The organism is Mesorhizobium sp. B2-8-1 (assembly GCF_006440955.1).
Taxonomy (GTDB): domain Bacteria; phylum Pseudomonadota; class Alphaproteobacteria; order Rhizobiales; family Rhizobiaceae; genus Mesorhizobium.
The window spans coordinates 173,185-191,041 of the sequence record NZ_VFTX01000011.1 but is presented as its reverse complement, the minus strand read 5'-3'; the positions used below and the strand labels follow the sequence as shown (position 1 = coordinate 191,041).

Annotated in this window: 16 protein-coding genes and 3 tRNA genes; 3 read left to right on the top strand and 16 right to left on the bottom strand. The window is 62.7% G+C overall.

The window, feature by feature from the left end; genetic code table 11:
- Positions 1 to 23 precede the first annotated feature (23 nt).
- The 10 genes from rpoB to tuf form a co-directional block, all read right to left on the bottom strand.
- Entirely contained in the window at positions 24 to 4,160 is a 4,137-nt protein-coding gene (rpoB, locus tag FJ428_RS25355; RefSeq protein WP_140501628.1) for a DNA-directed RNA polymerase subunit beta, read from the bottom strand.
- A gap of 267 nt (positions 4,161 to 4,427) precedes the next feature.
- Positions 4,428 to 4,805 (bottom strand): 50S ribosomal protein L7/L12, encoded by a 378-nt coding sequence (gene rplL / locus FJ428_RS25350; protein ID WP_027146630.1) that lies wholly within the window; start codon positions 4,803 to 4,805, stop codon positions 4,428 to 4,430.
- Between the two features lie 54 nt (positions 4,806 to 4,859).
- Positions 4,860 to 5,378, bottom strand: a complete 519-nt coding sequence (gene rplJ, locus FJ428_RS25345; protein ID WP_140515456.1) for a 50S ribosomal protein L10 — start codon at positions 5,376 to 5,378, stop codon at positions 4,860 to 4,862.
- Positions 5,379 to 5,785: 407 nt separating this feature from the next.
- On the bottom strand, positions 5,786 to 6,484 hold the full coding sequence (rplA, locus tag FJ428_RS25340) for a 50S ribosomal protein L1 (protein WP_140501624.1): 699 nt from the start codon (positions 6,482 to 6,484) through the stop codon (positions 5,786 to 5,788).
- A gap of 4 nt (positions 6,485 to 6,488) precedes the next feature.
- Positions 6,489 to 6,917, bottom strand: coding sequence for a 50S ribosomal protein L11 (gene rplK, locus FJ428_RS25335; protein ID WP_140501622.1), 429 nt, complete (start codon positions 6,915 to 6,917; stop codon positions 6,489 to 6,491).
- 175 nt (positions 6,918 to 7,092) lie between these two features.
- Complete coding sequence (gene nusG, locus FJ428_RS25330; RefSeq protein WP_140501620.1) at positions 7,093 to 7,620, bottom strand: transcription termination/antitermination protein NusG; 528 nt, start codon at positions 7,618 to 7,620, stop codon at positions 7,093 to 7,095.
- A 27-nt stretch (positions 7,621 to 7,647) separates the two neighbouring features.
- Positions 7,648 to 7,851, bottom strand: a complete 204-nt coding sequence (secE, locus tag FJ428_RS25325; RefSeq protein WP_013531408.1) for a preprotein translocase subunit SecE — start codon at positions 7,849 to 7,851, stop codon at positions 7,648 to 7,650.
- Between the two features lie 399 nt (positions 7,852 to 8,250).
- Positions 8,251 to 8,326: transfer RNA gene (locus FJ428_RS25320), tRNA-Trp, on the bottom strand.
- Positions 8,327 to 8,537: 211 nt separating this feature from the next.
- Positions 8,538 to 9,020, bottom strand: coding sequence for a group II truncated hemoglobin (locus FJ428_RS25315; protein ID WP_140564602.1), 483 nt, complete (start codon positions 9,018 to 9,020; stop codon positions 8,538 to 8,540).
- 206 nt (positions 9,021 to 9,226) lie between these two features.
- Entirely contained in the window at positions 9,227 to 10,402 is a 1,176-nt protein-coding gene (tuf, locus tag FJ428_RS25310; protein ID WP_140515452.1) for an elongation factor Tu, read from the bottom strand.
- Between the two features lie 293 nt (positions 10,403 to 10,695).
- On the opposite strand from tuf, the gene FJ428_RS25305 reads away from it, so the two are divergent.
- Positions 10,696 to 11,583 carry a DMT family transporter gene (locus FJ428_RS25305; protein ID WP_140525525.1) on the top strand — a complete coding sequence of 296 codons (888 nt, stop codon included), beginning with the start codon at positions 10,696 to 10,698 and terminating at the stop codon, positions 11,581 to 11,583.
- A 237-nt stretch (positions 11,584 to 11,820) separates the two neighbouring features.
- Here the strand turns inward: FJ428_RS25305 and FJ428_RS25300 are convergent, their stop codons facing one another.
- Positions 11,821 to 12,078, bottom strand: coding sequence for a GlsB/YeaQ/YmgE family stress response membrane protein (locus FJ428_RS25300; protein WP_140525526.1), 258 nt, complete (start codon positions 12,076 to 12,078; stop codon positions 11,821 to 11,823).
- Between the two features lie 129 nt (positions 12,079 to 12,207).
- On the opposite strand from FJ428_RS25300, the gene FJ428_RS25295 reads away from it, so the two are divergent.
- Positions 12,208 to 12,666, top strand: coding sequence for a YidB family protein (locus FJ428_RS25295; protein ID WP_140584198.1), 459 nt, complete (start codon positions 12,208 to 12,210; stop codon positions 12,664 to 12,666).
- Positions 12,667 to 12,749: 83 nt separating this feature from the next.
- Here FJ428_RS25295 and FJ428_RS25290 read toward each other — a convergent pair.
- A tRNA-Gly gene (locus FJ428_RS25290) sits at positions 12,750 to 12,823 on the bottom strand.
- Positions 12,824 to 12,913: 90 nt separating this feature from the next.
- Positions 12,914 to 12,998, bottom strand: a tRNA-Tyr gene (locus FJ428_RS25285).
- Between the two features lie 197 nt (positions 12,999 to 13,195).
- On the opposite strand from FJ428_RS25285, the gene FJ428_RS25280 reads away from it, so the two are divergent.
- On the top strand, positions 13,196 to 14,041 hold the full coding sequence (locus tag FJ428_RS25280; protein WP_140880444.1) for an RNA methyltransferase: 846 nt from the start codon (positions 13,196 to 13,198) through the stop codon (positions 14,039 to 14,041).
- A 46-nt stretch (positions 14,042 to 14,087) separates the two neighbouring features.
- Here FJ428_RS25280 and FJ428_RS25275 read toward each other — a convergent pair whose 3' ends face one another.
- The 3 genes from FJ428_RS25275 to gcl form a co-directional block, all read right to left on the bottom strand.
- On the bottom strand, positions 14,088 to 14,975 hold the full coding sequence (locus FJ428_RS25275) for a 2-hydroxy-3-oxopropionate reductase (RefSeq protein WP_140880443.1): 888 nt from the start codon (positions 14,973 to 14,975) through the stop codon (positions 14,088 to 14,090).
- Between the two features lie 223 nt (positions 14,976 to 15,198).
- Positions 15,199 to 15,996 carry a hydroxypyruvate isomerase gene (hyi, locus tag FJ428_RS25265; protein ID WP_140880442.1) on the bottom strand — a complete coding sequence of 266 codons (798 nt, stop codon included), beginning with the start codon at positions 15,994 to 15,996 and terminating at the stop codon, positions 15,199 to 15,201.
- 21 nt (positions 15,997 to 16,017) lie between these two features.
- Positions 16,018 to 17,799, bottom strand: coding sequence for a glyoxylate carboligase (gene gcl, locus FJ428_RS25260; protein WP_140880441.1), 1,782 nt, complete (start codon positions 17,797 to 17,799; stop codon positions 16,018 to 16,020).
- Positions 17,800 to 17,857 lie beyond the last annotated feature (58 nt).

Here is a 17,857-nt window from a genome sequence, read left to right as displayed (position 1 = left end):
TCTCCCGCGACCGGGTGTCTTGTTTATTCCGCTGCGTCGGGCAGCCGAACCGGGGCTTCGTCGAGCTTGGTGTTCTCCAATTCGACGTTGAGGCCGAGCGACCGCATCTCCTTGACGAGAACGTTGAAGCTCTCGGGAATGCCGGCCTCGAAGGTGTCGTCACCGCGGACGATCGCCTCGTAGACCTTGGTGCGGCCAGCGACGTCGTCCGACTTCACCGTCAGCATTTCCTGCAGCGTATAGGCGGCGCCGTAGGCTTCCAGCGCCCAGACCTCCATTTCGCCGAAGCGCTGGCCGCCGAACTGCGCCTTGCCGCCCAGCGGCTGCTGGGTGACGAGCGAGTACGGACCGATCGAACGCGCGTGGATCTTGTCATCCACGAGGTGGTGAAGCTTGAGCATGTAGATGTAGCCCATCGTCACCTTGCGATCGAACGGCTCGCCGGTGCGTCCGTCATAGAGCTGCGACTGACCGCTGGTGTGCAGGCCCGCCTGCTCCAGCATGACGTTGATGTCGGCCTCGTGCGCGCCGTCGAACACCGGGGTTGCGATCGAGACGCCGCGGCGCATCTGCTCGCTCAGGCGAACGATGCTCTCGTCGTCATACTCGCGGACCGGCTCGTTGCGGTCGTTGGCGGGCATGAAGCTCTCCAGCGTCTTGCGCAGCGGCTTGATGTCGCCGGCAGACTTGTAGGCGTCGATCATCTCGCCGATCTTCCTGCCCATTCCGGCGCAAGCCCAGCCCAGATGCGTTTCCAGGATCTGGCCGACATTCATGCGGCTCGGCACACCCAGTGGGTTGAGCACGATATCGGCATGCGTGCCGTCCTCGAGGAAAGGCATGTCCTCGACCGGAACGATGCGCGACACGACACCCTTGTTGCCGTGACGGCCGGCCATCTTGTCACCCGGCTGCATCTTGCGCTTCACCGCCACGAAGACCTTGACCATCTTCATGACGCCCGGAGGCATTTCGTCGCCGCGCTGCACCTTCTCGACCTTGTCCATGAAGCGCTGTTCGAGTGCCTTCTTGGAATCGTCGTACTGGCCGCGCAGGGCTTCCAGTTCGCTCTGGAGCTTTTCGTTCTCCACGGCGAACTGCCACCACTGCGAACGCGGATACTCGTCGAGCGTGTCCTTCGACAGCGTCGAGCCCTTCTTGAAGCCCTTCGGTCCGGCGATCGCTTCCTTGCCGACGAGCACGTCGGAAAGGCGCGCGTAGACGTTGCGATCCAGGATCGCCTGCTCGTCGTCACGGTCCTTGGCGAGGCGTTCGATCTCCTCGCGCTCGATCGCCATGGCGCGCTCGTCCTTCTCCACACCGTGGCGATTGAACACGCGCACCTCGACGACGGTGCCGAAGGTGCCCGGAGGCATGCGCATCGAGGTGTCGCGCACATCGGATGCCTTTTCGCCGAAGATGGCGCGCAGAAGCTTTTCTTCCGGCGTCATCGGGCTTTCGCCCTTCGGCGTGATCTTGCCGACCAGGATATCGCCCGGCTGAACTTCGGCACCGATATAGACGATGCCGGCTTCATCGAGGTTCTTCAGCGCTTCTTCCGAGACGTTCGGAATGTCGCGCGTGATTTCCTCCGGTCCGAGCTTGGTGTCGCGCGCCATGACCTCGAACTCCTCGATGTGGATCGAGGTGAAGACGTCGTCGGCGACGATGCGCTCGGACAGGAGGATCGAGTCCTCGTAGTTGTAGCCGTTCCACGGCATGAACGCGACCAGCACGTTGCGGCCGAGAGCCAGATCGCCGAGCTCGGTCGAAGGACCGTCCGCGATGATGTCGCCCTTGTTGACCCGGTCGCCCATGCGCACCAGCGGACGCTGGTTGATGCAGGTGTTCTGGTTCGAACGCTGGAACTTCATCAGCCGGTAGATGTCGACGCCGGACTTGCCCGGATCGAGGTCTTCCGTGGCGCGGATGACGATACGCGTCGCGTCCACCTGGTCGACGATGCCGCCGCGGCGGGCGCCGATGGCGGCGCCCGAATCACGGGCGACGATCGGCTCCATGCCGGTGCCGACGAACGGCGCTTCGGCGCGCACCAGCGGCACGGCCTGGCGCTGCATGTTCGAGCCCATCAGCGCGCGGTTGGCGTCGTCGTTCTCAAGGAACGGGATCAGGGCCGCGGCCACCGACACCATCTGCTTGGGCGAAACGTCCATCAGGTCGACGTTTTCGCGGGGCGCCATCATCACCTCGCCGGCACTGCGGCAAATGACGAATTCGTCGACAAAGCGGCCATCCTTGTCGAGCTCGGCATTGGCCTGCGCGACATGGTGCTTGGCCTCTTCCATCGCCGACAGATAGACGACGTCATTGGTCAGCTTGCCGTCGACGATCTTGCGGTACGGGCTCTCGATGAAGCCGTACTTGTTGACGCGCGCGAAGGTGGCGAGCGAGTTGATCAGGCCGATATTCGGGCCTTCCGGCGTCTCGATCGGGCAGATGCGGCCGTAATGCGTCGGGTGCACGTCGCGCACCTCGAAGCCGGCGCGCTCGCGGGTCAGACCGCCCGGTCCAAGCGCGGAGAGACGGCGCTTGTGGGTGATCTCCGACAGCGGGTTGGTCTGGTCCATGAACTGCGACAGCTGCGAGGAACCGAAGAACTCGCGCACGGCGGCAGCCGCCGGCTTGGCGTTGATCAGGTCCTGCGGCATGACCGTGTCGATCTCGATCGAGGACATACGCTCCTTGATCGCGCGCTCCATGCGCAGCAGGCCGACGCGGTACTGGTTTTCCATCAGCTCGCCGACCGAACGCACGCGGCGGTTGCCGAGATTGTCGATGTCGTCGATCTCGCCCTTGCCGTCACGCAGTTCGACCAGCGTCTTGACCACGGCCAGGATGTCGTCCTTGCGCAATACACGCACGGTGTCCTCGGCCTTGAGTTCGAGGCGCATGTTCATCTTGACGCGGCCGACGGCGGACAGGTCGTAGCGCTCGCTGTCGAAGAACAGCGAGTTGAACATGGCTTCGGCGGTTTCGAGCGTCGGCGGCTCGCCGGGGCGCATGACACGATAGATGTCGAACAGCGCGTCCTGGCGGCTCTCGTTCTTGTCGACGGCGAGCGTGTTGCGGATGTAGGCGCCGACATTGACGTGATCGATGTCGAGGATCTGGATCTCGTCCTCGCCGGTGCCAAGCAGCACCTTCAGCGTCTTGTCATCGATCTCGTCGCCGGCCTCGAGGAAGATCTCGCCGGTGGCGTAATTGACGATGTCCTCGGCGAGATAGTTGCCGAGCAGGTCCTCGTCGGTCGCCTTGATCGCCTTCAGGCCCTTTTCGCCGAGCTGGCGGGCCTGGCGGGCGGTGATCTTCTTGCCGGCCTCGACAACGACCTCACCCGTGTCGGCGTCGACAAGGTCGCCGACGGCCTTCAGGCCGCGGAAACGATCGACGTTGAACGGAATGCGCCAGTGATCGCCGGCGCGCTTGTAGGTGATCTTGTTGTAGAAGGTCGACAGGATCTCTTCGCCGTCCATGCCGAGCGCCATCAGCAGCGACGTCACCGGAATCTTGCGGCGACGGTCGATGCGGGCGTGCACGACGTCCTTGGAATCGAACTCGATGTCGAGCCACGAACCGCGATAGGGGATGACGCGCGCGGCAAACAGGAGCTTGCCCGACGAGTGCGACTTGCCCTTGTCATGGTCGAAGAAGACGCCCGGCGAGCGGTGCATCTGCGAGACGATGACGCGCTCGGTGCCGTTGACGATGAAGGTGCCGTTCGAGGTCATGAGCGGCATGTCGCCCATGTAGACGTCCTGCTCCTTGATGTCCTTGATCGACTTCGCGCCGGTATCCTCGTCGATATCGAACACGATCAGGCGCAGCGTCACCTTCAGCGGCGCGGCATAGGTGAGGTCGCGCTGACGGCATTCGTCAACGTCGAATTTCGGTCCTTCGAACTCGTACTTCACGAACTCCAGCATCGAGGAGCCGGAAAAATCGGAGATCGGGAAGACCGACTTGAAAACAGCCTGCAGTCCCTCGTCCGGACGTCCGCCCTTAGGCTCGTCCACCATCAGGAACTGGTCATAGGACGCCTTCTGAACCTCGATGAGGTTCGGCATCTCCGCAACTTCCGGGATCTTTCCGAAGAACTTGCGTACGCGTCTGCGGCCATTGAAAGTCTGGGTCTGGGCCATCGTCGCTCCTTAGCTCTAAACTCGGGGCGAGCCTCGCCGCGGCTCGCCTTGCATCCGAACCGCCTGGGCAGCGGCTCTCTGTCTGTTCTCCGGCCCCATTACCAAACTACTTGGCGGCGGCCGGCTAAAACGGGAGAAAACCCGTTTCCTGAGGGCCGGTTTTCGGCCCTCAGGAAAGAGGTTTTCGTACATCTCGCGCTACGCAGCCTCCCCAGGTCACCCGAGGGGAGTGGCGGACGGCGCGAGACCGTCCGCCGATTGTTACGCTTACTTCAGCTCGACCTTAGCGCCGGCTGCTTCCAGCTGGGCCTTGAACTTGTCGGCGTCGGCCTTGGAAACGGCTTCCTTGACCGGCTTCGGAGCCGCTTCGACCAGGTCCTTGGCTTCCTTGAGGCCAAGGCCGGTGATGGCGCGGACTTCCTTGATGACGTTGATCTTCTGAGCGCCGGCATCGGTGAGGACGACGTCGAATTCCGTCTTTTCCTCGACCGGAGCAGCGGCAGCGGCAGCGCCGCCGGCAGCGGCAACAGCCACCGGAGCAGCAGCCGAAACGCCCCACTTTTCTTCCAGAAGCTTCGACAGCTCAGCCGCCTCGAGGACGGTCAGCTTCGAAAGGTCGTCTACGATCTTTGCGAGATCAGCCATTGTTGTATTCCTTCATAAGGTTCGAACGTGTGTTTGTGATAGCGAGGAACGGCCTCATGCCGCCTCGTCCTTCCGGGCGTAAGCGCCGATGACACGCGCGACCGAAGCCGCGGGCGCATTGACGATCTGGGCGATCCGGGTTGCCGGCGTGGCGATCATGCCAACCAGCCTGGCGCGCAGCTCGTCGAGCGACGGGAGTGTGGCGAGTGCCTTCACACCGTCGGCGTTGAGCGAGGTGGTGCCCATTGCGCCGCCGAGAATGACGAGCTTGTCATTCCCCTTGGCGAAATCGGACGCGACCTTCGGCGCCGCAATCGGATCCTCCGAATAGGCGACCAGCGTCTGTCCCTTGAACAGATCGATGATCGATGCGGAGTCCGTGCCCTGAAGAGCGATTTTGGCGAGACGGTTCTTCGCGACTTTAACGGTGCCACCGGCAGCGCGCATTTTCGACCGGAGGTCGTTCATTTGCGCGACGGTGATACCGGCATAGTGGGCCACGACCACTGAACCCGCGTTCGAGAACGCATCGTTCAGGCCCGTGACGAGTTCGCGTTTTTCCGCTCTGTCCACTGCCTATCTCCAGTTGACCCCCACCCTGCTAACGGGAACATTCCCATTCACGAGGACAGGCGTCGGGTTGCCTTTTGCCGGCCGGGCCATCCAGTAACGGATCTCCCGAACAGCGCTCGAGGATCCTGCCCCCTTTCGCCACATCGCCGGCAAGCCGGACGATGCGCAGACAAAAGGCAAACACGGTTCGAACCTTTCATTGGAGCGCTTGCTCCGTTGTCAGGTCTTCACCCGTCTCATGCAGGCCCACATGAATTAAGGCCCCCCTTTTCAATCAAGGCCGGGCCGCCTGCAATCTCGGACAGGATGTCCGGAAACCTTTCGGCTCCCGGTACCGGGCCCAGAACGATCCAGGCCCGGAATTCACTTACGGATCGGCCCGTTCAGCGGCCGATCCAAACGGTTAATCAGGACGCCGCGAGCGTCGAGACGTCGAGCTTGAGGCCCGGGCCCATCGTCGAGGTGACGGACACCTTCTTGACGTAGTTGCCCTTGGCACCAGCCGGCTTTGCCTTGGTCACCGCATCGGCGAAGGCGCGGACGTTTTCTTCCAGCGCCTTGACGTCGAACGAGACCTTGCCGACGCCGGCGTGAACGATGCCGGCCTTCTCGACGCGGAACTCCACAGCGCCGCCCTTCGATGCCTTGACGGCGGCCGCGACGTCGGTGGTGACCGTACCGACCTTCGGGTTCGGCATCATGCCGCGCGGGCCGAGCACTTTGCCCAGACGGCCGACGAGCGGCATCATGTCCGGCGTGGCGATGCAGCGATCGAAATCGATCGTGCCCTTCTGGACGATGTCGACCAGGTCCTCCGCGCCGACGATGTCGGCGCCGGCGGCCTTGGCTTCCTCGGCCTTGTCGCCACGGGCGAACACGGCGACGCGGACCGAGCGGCCGGTGCCGTTCGGCAGGTTGACCACGCCGCGGACCATCTGGTCGGCATGGCGAGGATCAACGCCGAGATTCATCGCGACTTCGATCGTCTCGTCAAACTTAACCGTCGAGCGATCCTTGAGCAGCTTCAGCGCGTCACCCAAGGTATAAGCCTTGTTGGGATCGATGCCTTCGCGGGTCTTCGATACACGCTTTGCAATCTTTGCCATGATCTCAGCCCACCACTTCCAGACCCATCGAGCGGGCGGAGCCCTCGACCATGCGCATGGCCGCCTCGACGTCGTTTGCGTTCAGATCCTTCATCTTCTGCTCGGCGATGGCGCGGACCTTGTCGCGGCCGATCGTGCCGGCCTTGACCTTGCCCGGCTCCTTGGAGCCCGACTTCAGGTTAGCGGCCTTCTTCAGGAAGTAGCTCACCGGCGGCGTCTTCATGACGAAGGTGAACGACTTGTCCTGGTAGTAGGTGATGACGACCGGAATCGGCGATCCCTTTTCCATTTCCTGGGTCTGCGCGTTGAACGCCTTGCAGAACTCCATGATGTTGATGCCGCGCTGACCAAGCGCCGGGCCGATCGGGGGCGACGGCGTAGCCGAGCCCGCGGCAACCTGGAGCTTGAGCTGGCCTGCAATTTTCTTAGCCATCTCTATTCCTGCCTTTGTCTATGCCGGCCCCTCGATCTGGGAAAACACCGGCTGTTGCAGTCTGGTGGTGCGGTTCCTGCGGCCGGCTAAAGCCGCATTTGCCTCCCACCGTTCTCAGGCCGCGCGTTGCCGCGCCGCCTCCCCTGACCACCGGAACGGCGCCAGGGATTTCGGATCAGCCTTTTTCGACTTGTCCGAATTCCAGATCGACAGGCACGGCGCGCCCGAAGATCGAAACTTCCACCTTGAGCCGCGCCCGCTCCTCGTCCACTTCCTGGACGAAGCCGTTGAAGGACGCGAAGGGGCCATCCGAGACGCGGATCGCCTCGCCGATCTCGAAAGTAACCGAGGGCTTCGGGCGCTCGACGCCTTCCTGCACCTGGTTCAGGATGCGCTGCGCCTCGGCCTCGGTGATCGGCACCGGCTTGGAGTCGCCCAAAAACCCGGTGACCTTCGGCGTGTTCTTGACCAGCGAGAACACGGCGTCGGTCAAGTTGGCCTTCAGGAGCACATAGCCCGGAAAGAACTTGCGCTCGGCGTCGACCTTGCGGCCGCGACGAACCTCGACGACCTTCTCGGTCGGCACGACGATCTGCTCGATATCGGCGGACAGGCCCTTCTGCTTGGCCTTGTTCTCGATGTCCTCGGCGACCTTCTTCTCAAAGTTCGAATAGGCGTGGACGATGTACCAGCGCGTAGTCATTTCACGACTTCTCCGTAATCGCCGGACTTAGCGTCCAATGCCCAGAATCTGTTCGACCGCGAGGCCCATGAGCTGATCGGCGGTGAAGAAAAAGATCATCGCGATCACAGCGAAAGCCAGAACCATCACCGTCGAGATCATCGTTTCGCGTCGCGACGGCCAAGTCACCTTGGCGGTCTCCGCGCGAACCTGCTGGAGAAAGACGAAAGGATTTGTGGTTTTCGAAGCCATATGCCGCTCTGTCTTCAAGACCCGTTGGCCGGGTCTCCTGGATGATCCCGCTGGCCGGGACGTGCCGCCTGGGTCCACTTTCGCGCCGAATCAGCGCAATCATTTCGCCCATGCAAATCAGACGCGTAAAGCCGGCTTCCCAGCTCCACGCGTCGCGTGTCTGTTTCGTCTACATAAAACCGATTCTTGATCCACGCAAGTGGCAAGTGTCCGCTTTATGACCAAACACCGCCTCGGAACCATCCAGTCGTTCCGTCCCGGCTATGGCGCCCTTATGCCTCAATCAGCTTAATATGGCAAGCCGGTCGTCGATTTTCAAAGGGCGGCCCGCAGAAATATCGTTTCTGACGGCCATTTAGGAAATGGCTGAGTTTTTGTTTGACGTGCCATTTCTTGAAATGGCACGGGCAGCAGGGCTCGAACCTACGACCTGCGGTTTTGGAGACCGCCGCTCTACCAACTGAGCTATGCCCGTACACGTGCGCCTCGGCGCAGCAGGGGCTTCCTAAAAGCTTCCGCGCGCTCTGTAAAGAGCGGTTTGCAAGCAAACGCGCCTTCATCCCCTTTCCCGGAAATCGGGATGGTCGACGACCAGCCCGCCGCCATCGATCTCCGGTTTCATGCTCGAGTGCGCCGGCATGCTGTTCGCGGAGATCTTGCCTGCCGGCCCGTGTATCCGTTGGACGCTATTTGGTGTCCGGGACCCGGTAAGGCCCGCCGGGCACGCCCCAGCCCCAGGCCGGCATCGGCTCGGTCTCCGGGTCGCACGTTTCGCCGAGATTGGAATTCATCCTGGCGAGCCGCGATCCCCACTCGACATAGCCCATGAAGGCGGAACGGAACTCCGGATCGTCAGGCAGCCCGACGGCATCCGCGGCATCGGCCAGCAGGTTGATCCAGCGGCGGCGCTGCTCCTCCGTCAAATGCTTGCCCAGGTGATGCATCACCATCTCGCGGTGGCCGCCGAATTTTTCGCTGTAGGTTTTCGGCCCGCCGAAAACCTCGCCGATAAAGGCCGCGACATGGGCGGGATGGTCGGGCGACATATGCTTGAACACCGGCCCGACGACCGGATCCTGCGCCACCTTGTCATAGAAGGTCTGCGTCAGCCGGTTGAGCGCTTCGCTGCCGCCGGCCCATTCGTACAGTGTCGGAACATCCTGGCTCATACTTGACCTCCGCCCAGCGCCGCCTGCAGCGACGATAGCGGAAAAATCGAGCAAGCCTCAACCTGCCTCGATGGCCAGTTCGATGACGCGGCTACCGTTCGACCGCGTGTCGGCCCCGGCATGCCAACGGCTGACCTTCGGTCGCCGACAAAAAGGGCGGCCCGAGGACCGCCCTTCCTTCTCGATCCGGCTGATGCCGGTGTCGATTACTCTTTGATGGTGACGACGATGCCGGCACCGACGGTGCGGCCGCCTTCACGGATGGCGAAGCGCAGCTTCTCTTCCATGGCGATCGGCACGATCAGCTCGACGTCGACCGTGATGTTGTCGCCAGGCATCACCATCTCGGTGCCGGCCGGCAGCGACACGATGCCGGTCACGTCGGTGGTGCGGAAGTAGAACTGCGGACGGTAGTTGGTGAAGAACGGCGTGTGACGGCCACCCTCATCCTTGGTCAGGATGTAGGCTTCGGCCACGAACTTCTTGTGCGGCTTCACCGAACCGGGCTTGGCCAGAACCTGGCCGCGCTCGACACCTTCACGGTCGACACCGCGCAGCAGCGCGCCGATGTTGTCGCCGGCCTGGCCCTGGTCGAGCAGCTTGCGGAACATCTCGACGCCCGTGCAGGTCGTCTTGGTGGTCGGACGAATGCCGATGATCTCCAGCTCCTCGCCGACCTTGACCACGCCGCGCTCGACGCGACCGGTCACGACCGTGCCGCGGCCCGAGATCGAGAACACGTCCTCGATCGGCATCAGGAACGGCTTGTCCAGCGGACGAACAGGCGTCGGGATGTAGGCGTCGACCTGAGCCATCAGCTCGCGGATCGCGTCCTCGCCGATCTTCTTGTCCGAATCTTCAAGAGCCGCCAGCGCCGAACCCTTGACGATCGGAATGTCGTCGCCGGGGAACTCGTTCTTGGTCAGCAATTCGCGAACCTCGAGCTCGACCAGCTCAAGCAGCTCGGCATCGTCGACCTGGTCGACCTTGTTCAAAAACACCACGATCGACGGCACGCCGACCTGGCGAGCCAAAAGGATGTGCTCGCGGGTCTGCGGCATCGGGCCGTCGGCGGCCGACACAACCAGGATCGCGCCGTCCATCTGCGCGGCACCCGTGATCATGTTCTTCACATAGTCGGCGTGGCCGGGGCAGTCGACATGGGCGTAGTGGCGGTTCTCCGTCTCGTACTCAACGTGAGCCGTCGAAATCGTGATGCCGCGCGCCTTCTCTTCCGGCGCCGCGTCAATCTGGTCATAGCGCTTGTATTCGCCAAAATACTTGGTGATCGCTGCCGTCAAAGACGTCTTGCCATGATCAACGTGGCCAATCGTGCCGATGTTCACATGCGGCTTGGTGCGCTCGAATTTACCTTTTGCCATAGTCTCTTTCCTTGGACGGCCTGGACCTTCAGTTCAGTCGAATGCGGGGCGATTAGCGACAAAGGCCAAAAAACACAAGCGTCTTTTGCCCGGGCGCCTTCTCACTCGGTCCGAACCCGTGATCCGATTGCGGGGATATGGCGCTGATATAGGAACGTGCCGCATGAAATGGAATGGCCTAAACCCCTGCGCAATCGCGCCGGCCTCCCGCGCCCCGCTCGTCGGTCGCTGTCGGATTTGTCGGCGCTTCATGGCCCATTGCGGCGGTGTTCCCACTCTGATTTCCTGCACCGATGCATTTCATCCCGACAGCCGTTCGCGGCCCCCTGTTCATGATCGTCTCGACCGGGTCGTATCTCATCAACGATACGATGATGAAGCTCGCCACGGCGGGCCTGCCGTCCTATGAAGTGCTGTTCCTGCGCGGCGCAGCGGCAGCGCTCTGGGGCTTTCCGCTGCTGCTTGCGCTTGGTTATGGCAAACAGATCCCGCTGATCTTCGACAAGCGCGTGCTGCACCGCAACCTGCTCGAACTGGCCGCCATCCTTTGTTACGTCGTGGCGCTCGCCAACATGCAGATCGCCGATTCCACCGCCCTCGGACAGGTCACGCCGCTCTTGATGCTGGTCGGCTCCTCCATCCTGTTCGGCGAGCGGATCGGCGGCCAGCGCATGGCGCTGATCGGTCTCGGCTTCATCGGCGCGCTGATGGTGGCGCAACCGACCATGCAGGGCATCTCGGTCTACGCCTTGCTGGCGCTCGGCAACGCGGCATTGTCGGCCGCGCGCGATCTCACCGGCAGGCGGGTTCCGGCCGAGGTGCCGGGAATGATCGTGGCGATTTCCGCCGTCGTCGTGGTGCTTATCGGCGCCGGTGCGGCACACCTGGTTTCAGAGCGCTGGATCATGCCCGGAGCACATCATTTGCTGCTCATGGCCGGAGCCGGGTTCTTCCTGATCTTCGGCCATTTCTTCATCTTCATGGCCTATCGCGTCGGGCCGACCAGCGCAGTGGCGCCGTTCTACTACTGCTTCACCGTCTGGGCGATGATTTCGGGCCTGCTGGTGTTCGGACAATTTCCCAACGCACTGGCGATCTGCGGCATCCTTCTGGTTGTCGGCAGCGGACTGGCCATCGTCTCGCTCGACCAGCGCAGGCGCCGGCTGACTGTCGTCGCCTAAGTCGGCTCCAGTTGCGGCCGATTATCGCCGGGGGTCTCGCCGCAAGCTCAACACGCTGTCCGCGATATCCTCAAGAGGGTCAGATAAGACGCGCCAGACGGCGCTCCGCGGTGGCAAACACCGCCGATGAAGGACAGGACGGGCGCATGACCCGAGTGCGGGATCCGGTTTCGGGGAAGCTCATGCACGAGCGGACAGGTAGAAATCCCATCCCGAACTATCGGAATGGGACTGGTGCTAAATCGGCCGCTTGCCGGCGAACTGGTGGTAGGCCCACAACACGACCACGGCGCCCACCACCGCGACGATCAGGCTGTATATGTTGAGACCGGTCACGCCCGACGCGCCGAAAGCGCTGAAGATCAGGCCGCCGACAATGGCGCCGACAATGCCGAGCACGATATCCATGATCATGCCCTGGCCGCTCTTGTTGACGATCTTGCTGCCAAGAAAGCCGGCGATGACTCCCAGAATAATCCAGCTGATGATTGACATTTTTCCTCTCCAATCCCCTGCCGCGTCCATCATTTTCATATGATTGTCAAAAGCTCAAGCCAGCTTGAAATTCCGCCCGATTGCGTCATTGTGACGATGGGACGGGCTTGGTTGACAAGGAGATCCACGATGGGACTGTTTGACAATGCCGTTCCGGGCGGCAACATCACCAAACCCCTGATGATCGCGCTTGGCGCGCTGTTGGTCGGAAAGATGCTCAGCGGCAGGAGTGCCGAACAGCCGGAGCAACCCCAAGCTCCCGTACCGGCCGAGCCCGGTGAAACCACGGCCGGCGATGGCGGCCTGCTTGGCGGACTGGGCGGCCTGCTCGACAAATTGAAGAACTCCGGCCACGGCAACGTCGCTGATTCCTGGGTCGGCACCGGCCAGAACCAACCGATCAACGCCAACGACCTGGGCAACGCGATCGGACCGCAGGTCATCCGCGAGATCGCGCAACGGACGGGGCTCGACGAGCAGGAACTGCTCAAGCAATTGAGCACGGCCTTGCCTGGCATCGTCGACAAGCTGACGCCGAACGGCCAGGTGCCCCAGCAACACCAGGTCGCGTCGGCCTTCAACAGCTGAAGCCAGTGGACAGCCATCCTCTGGAGCGCTGCGCGACCTGGCCGCGCAGCGTTTCAGCTTGCCGATGGCTGGGGTTGGAAATCTGGAGCGGGTAGCGGGAATCGAACCCGCATATTCAGCTTGGAAGGCTGCTGCTCTACCACTGAGCTATACCCGCGCCGTGCACTGAAGTACCGGATTCCAAGGAGAAGCGCCATGCGCTTTTCGCCTCCGATGCTTTCACGTTTCAGGGCTTCCGGGCCGGCAGTGGTGGAGAGGGTTGGATTCGAACCAACGTAGGCTAAGCCAACGGATTTACAGTCCGTCCCCTTTAACCACTCGGGCACCTCTCCAGTCTGCCGCCGGAGCCATGCAACGAGGCATTCTTGCCGATCCGGACCCGAGTATCACTTCTCCGAAATCAGCGAAGCGCCTTATGGCGGCAAGGTCAGTGGGTGTCAACCGCGTGGGAAGGGTTTTTCGATGTTGTTCGCCGGCTGCGGCGACGGGCCATATCCCTGGCCGCCGGAGACCGCTATAGAAGCCGGCCATGAGCAACAAGACCGGCACCCCGAAAGACACCCACTACGCCAAGCTGCGTCGTGCACACCGCGACGAGAAGAGCGGCGGCGCGCCGGCATTCCGGCCGCGCCAGCCCATGCCGCCGGGCGAGAACGCAGCCGACGGGCTGGTGCGGCTCTATGGCCTGCATACGGTGCGCGCGGCACTCGACAACCCGCGCCGCAAGATCCGGAAAATGCTGGTGACGCGCAATGCCGCCGAGCGGCTGGGACTGGCCGACCTCGCGGCCCTGCCCTTCAAGGCGGAGTTGGTCGAACCCAGGGACATCGACAAGATCACGGGTTCGGATGCCGTGCATCAAGGCGTGCTGATCGAGGCCGAGCCGCTGAAGCCCAAGCGCCTCGACGCTCTTGGCGACACAAAGCTGGTGCTGGTGCTCGACCAGATCACCGATCCGCACAATGTCGGCGCCATCCTGCGCTCGGCGGTCGCCTTCGATGCCGGCGCGCTGATCACCACGGCGCGCCACAGCCCGCAGGAATCGGGCGTGCTGGCGAAATCAGCCTCCGGCGCGCTCGAACATATCGACCAGATCGAGGTGAAGAACCTGGCCGACGCGCTCGCGCAACTGCACGAGGCCGGCTTCCAGACAATCGGTCTCGATTCGGACGGCCCGGCCGAACTCGAAACGAGCTTTGCCGGCGACAAGCTTGCCCTGGTGCTGGGCGCGGAAGGCAAGGGCCTGCGCCAGAAGACGCGCGAGACGGTGACGACACTGGCTCGCCTCGACATGCCCGGCGCCATCCGCTCGCTCAACGTGTCGAACGCGGCGGCGGTAAGCCTTTATGCGGCACGGAAATTCTTGAGGCAGTAGGGCAGTACGGCAGTAGGGTTTCCAAATCGGCCGGAACGGGCGGCTCCTACTGCCCTACCTCATGCCCGGCCATCCGCTCCAGCGCCCTGACCAGGGCCGAGTGATCCTCCCTGGCGCCGCCATTGGCGGTGCAGGAATTGAACAGTTGCTGGGTGGTCGACGTGTTGGGCAGGGAGACGCCGAGCGCCCTTGCGCCTTCCAGGGCGAGGTTGAGATCCTTCTGGTGCAGTTCGATGCGGAAACCCGGCGCGAAGGTGCGCCTGACCATGCGTTCGCCATGCACTTCGAGGATGCGCGAGGCGGCCAACCCGCCCATCAGCGCCTGCCTGACCTTGGCGGGGTCGGCGCCGGCTTTCGAAGCAAAAACAAGCGCTTCGGCGACGGCTTCAATGGTCAGCGCGACGACGATCTGGTTGGCGACCTTGGTGGTCTGGCCGACGCCGTTCGGTCCGACCAGGGTGATGTTCTTGCCCATCTTCTCGAAAACGGGCCTGGCGCGCTCGAACGCCCTCTCCTCGCCGCCGACCATGATGGTCAGCGATGCGGCCTTGGCTCCCACCTCGCCGCCCGAGACCGGCGCATCGAGATAGTCACAGCCCAGTTCGTTGATTTTTTTGGCGAAGACCTTGGTCTCGATCGGCGAGATCGAGCTCATGTCGATGACCAATTTGCCTTTGGAAAGACCTGATGCGACGCCGTTGTCGCCGAACAGCACCTCGGCCACCTGCGGTGTGTCGGGCACCATGGTGATGATGATATCGGCGGCCTTCGCCACGGCGGCATGGCCGGTGACCGACTTCAGGCCCCTGGCGACGAGATCGGCCCGCGGTTTGGAGCGATGGTCGCTGGCGATCACCGTGTAGCCGGCGTCCAGCAAATGTCCCGCCATCGGCGCGCCCATGATGCCAAGGCCGATGAAGCCGATGGTTTCCATTGTGGTTCTCCGTCTTGTTGAGGTTGCGTTCCTTCACGCCCCCCTCTGGCCTGCCGGCCATCTCCCCCACAGGTGGGGAGATTGGCAGTTTCGGCGCTGGCCCCAACTTTCCCGGTTCAAAATTTAGCGAAGCCGCCGGTGACATCCAACCTCCGCCCTTGGTGGGGGAGATGGCCGACAGGCCAGAGGGGGGCGTGAAGGAACGCGAGTTCGATTTCGACGGCTAAGCCGCGGCACTTCCCTGCCCGGCCAGCTCCCTTAACCAACCCAGCCCTTGCTCAGTTCCGGCCTTCGGCTTGTATTCCGCGCCGACCCAGCCGGAATAACCAATGCGGTCGATATGCTCGTACAGGAAGGGATAGTTGATCTCGCCCGTCCCCGGCTCGTGACGGCCGGGATTGTCCGCAAGCTGGATATGCGCGATGCGGCCGAGGTTTGCCTCTATGGTACGGGCGAGATCCCCCTCCATGATCTGCATGTGGTAGATGTCGTATTGCAGGAACAGGTTCTTCGAGCCGACGCGGTCGATCAGCGCCAGCGCCTGGTCGGAATAGTTGAGGAAGAAGCCTGGAATGTCGCGCGTGTTGATCGGCTCGATCAGCAATTTGATACCGGCCTGCTCCAGTTTCTCCGCCGCGAAGGCGAGGTTCTCGGCAAAGACATCCTCGAGCACCTTGCGGTCGACACCGGCGGGCGCGATGCCGGCCAGGCAATTGACCTGTGAGCAGCCGAGCGCCTGCGCGTAGGTGATCGCCTTGGCGATGCCCTGGCGGAATTCCGGCACTCGGTCCGGCAAAACGGCGATACCGCGCTCGCCCTTGCCCCAGTCGCCCGCCGGCAGGTTGAACAGCACCTGTGTCAGGCCGTTCTTCTTCAGCCGCGCGGCCACCACCTCGGGGGCATGGTCGTAGGGGCCTATATATTCGACGCCTTTGAAGCCCGCGCGGGCAGCTGCGTCAAAACGTTCGAGGAAGTCATGCTCGCCAAAGAGCATCGAAAGATTGGCTGAAAAACGCGGCATTCTTTTTGTCCTTCTTCCGTCCTAGTCGAGCATGACGATCGCTGTCGGGGCATCCTCTTGATGTTCGGCAAGGTCTTCGAATTCGGTGATCTTGTCGATCTCCGTGCCCATCGAGATATTGGTGACGCGTTCGAGGATGAATTCGAGCACTACGGGAACCTGATGCTCCTTCATCAGCCGCTGCGCCTCCTTGAAGGCACCGGCGAATTCTTCCGGTTTGCGCACCCTGACCGCCTTGCAGCCCATCGCCTCGGCAACAGCGACGTGGTCGACGCCGTAGCCGGCCTCGGGATCGTCCGATCGGTTGATATTCTCGAAAGCAAGGCTGACCTCGTAGTCCATCGAGAAGCCGCGCTGCGCCTGGCGGATCAGGCCGAGATAGGCATTGTTCACGACGACGTGGATGTAGGGCAGCCTGTGCTGCGCGCCGACCGCCAGTTCTTCGATCATGAACTGGAAGTCATAGTCGCCCGACAGCGCCACGATGGTGCGGTCGGGATCGGCGGCGCGCACGCCAAGGGCTGCCGGCAGTGTCCAGCCGAGCGGGCCGGCCTGGCCGCAATTGATCCAGTTGCGGGGCTTGTAGACATGCAGGAACTGCGCGCCGGCGATCTGCGACAGGCCGATCGTGGTGACGTAGGTGACGTCGCGCCCGAACGCCTTGTTCATCTCCTCATAGACGCGCTGCGGCTTGAGCGGCACCTGGTCGAAATGCGTCTTGCGCTTCATGGTCTTCTTGCGGCCTTGGCATTCCTTCGCCCAGCCCGACCAGTCGCGCAGTCTTCCGGCCGTTTTCCATTCGGTAGCGACGTCGAGCAGTATCTTCAGTGCGGCACCCGCATCCGAGACGACGCCGAGATCTGGTGCGAACACGCGGCCGATCTGCGTCGGCTCGATGTCGACATGGATGAACTTTTTTCCCTTGGCGTAGACATCGACCGAACCGGTGTGGCGGTTTGCCCAGCGGTTGCCGATGCCGAACACGAAGTCGGCCTCGAGCATCGTTGCGTTGCCGTAGCGGTGCGATGTCTGCAGCCCACACATGCCCGCCATCAGCCGATGGTCGTCGGGGATCGCGCCCCAGCCCATTAGCGTCGGGATGACCGGCACGCCCGTGATTTCGGCGAACTCGATCAACAGGTCCGACGCATCGGCATTGATGATGCCGCCGCCGGCGACGATCAGCGGCTTTTCGGCGGCGTTGAGCATCGCCAGAGCCTTTTCGGCCTGGGCGCGCGTCATCGCCGGCTTGAACGGCGCGAGCGGCTCATAGGCGTCGATGTCGAACTCGATCTCGGCCAATTGGACGTCGACCGGCAGGTCGATCAGCACCGGTCCCGGGCGCGAAGACCTCATCAGGTGGAATGCCTTCTGAAGCGCCATCGGCACGAGATAAGGCTCCATGACCGTGACCGCCCATTTGGCGACGGGCGACGCGATGGCGGCGATGTCGACGGCCTGGAAATCCTCCTTGTTCAGCCGCGCCCGCGGCGCCTGGCCGGTGATGCAGAGGATCGGGATGGAATCGGCTGATGCCGAATAGAGCCCGGTGATCATGTCGGTGCCGGCCGGGCCTGACGTGCCGATGCAGAGCCCGATATTGCCTGCCTTGGCCCTGGTGAAGCCTTCGGCCATGTGCGAGGCGCCCTCGACATGACGGGCCAGCACATGGCGGATCGTGCCCCTCGCCTTCAGGGCCGAGTAGAGCGGATTGATCGCCGCTCCCGGCACGCCGAAGGCGCAGGCGATGCCTTCCTTTTCGAGAACGAGAACCGCAGCATCGACAGCGCGCATCCTGGCCATTGTTCCGACCCTCCACAGGGTGATTGTTGGATAACCGAGAATGTCAGCAAGCCCGCTA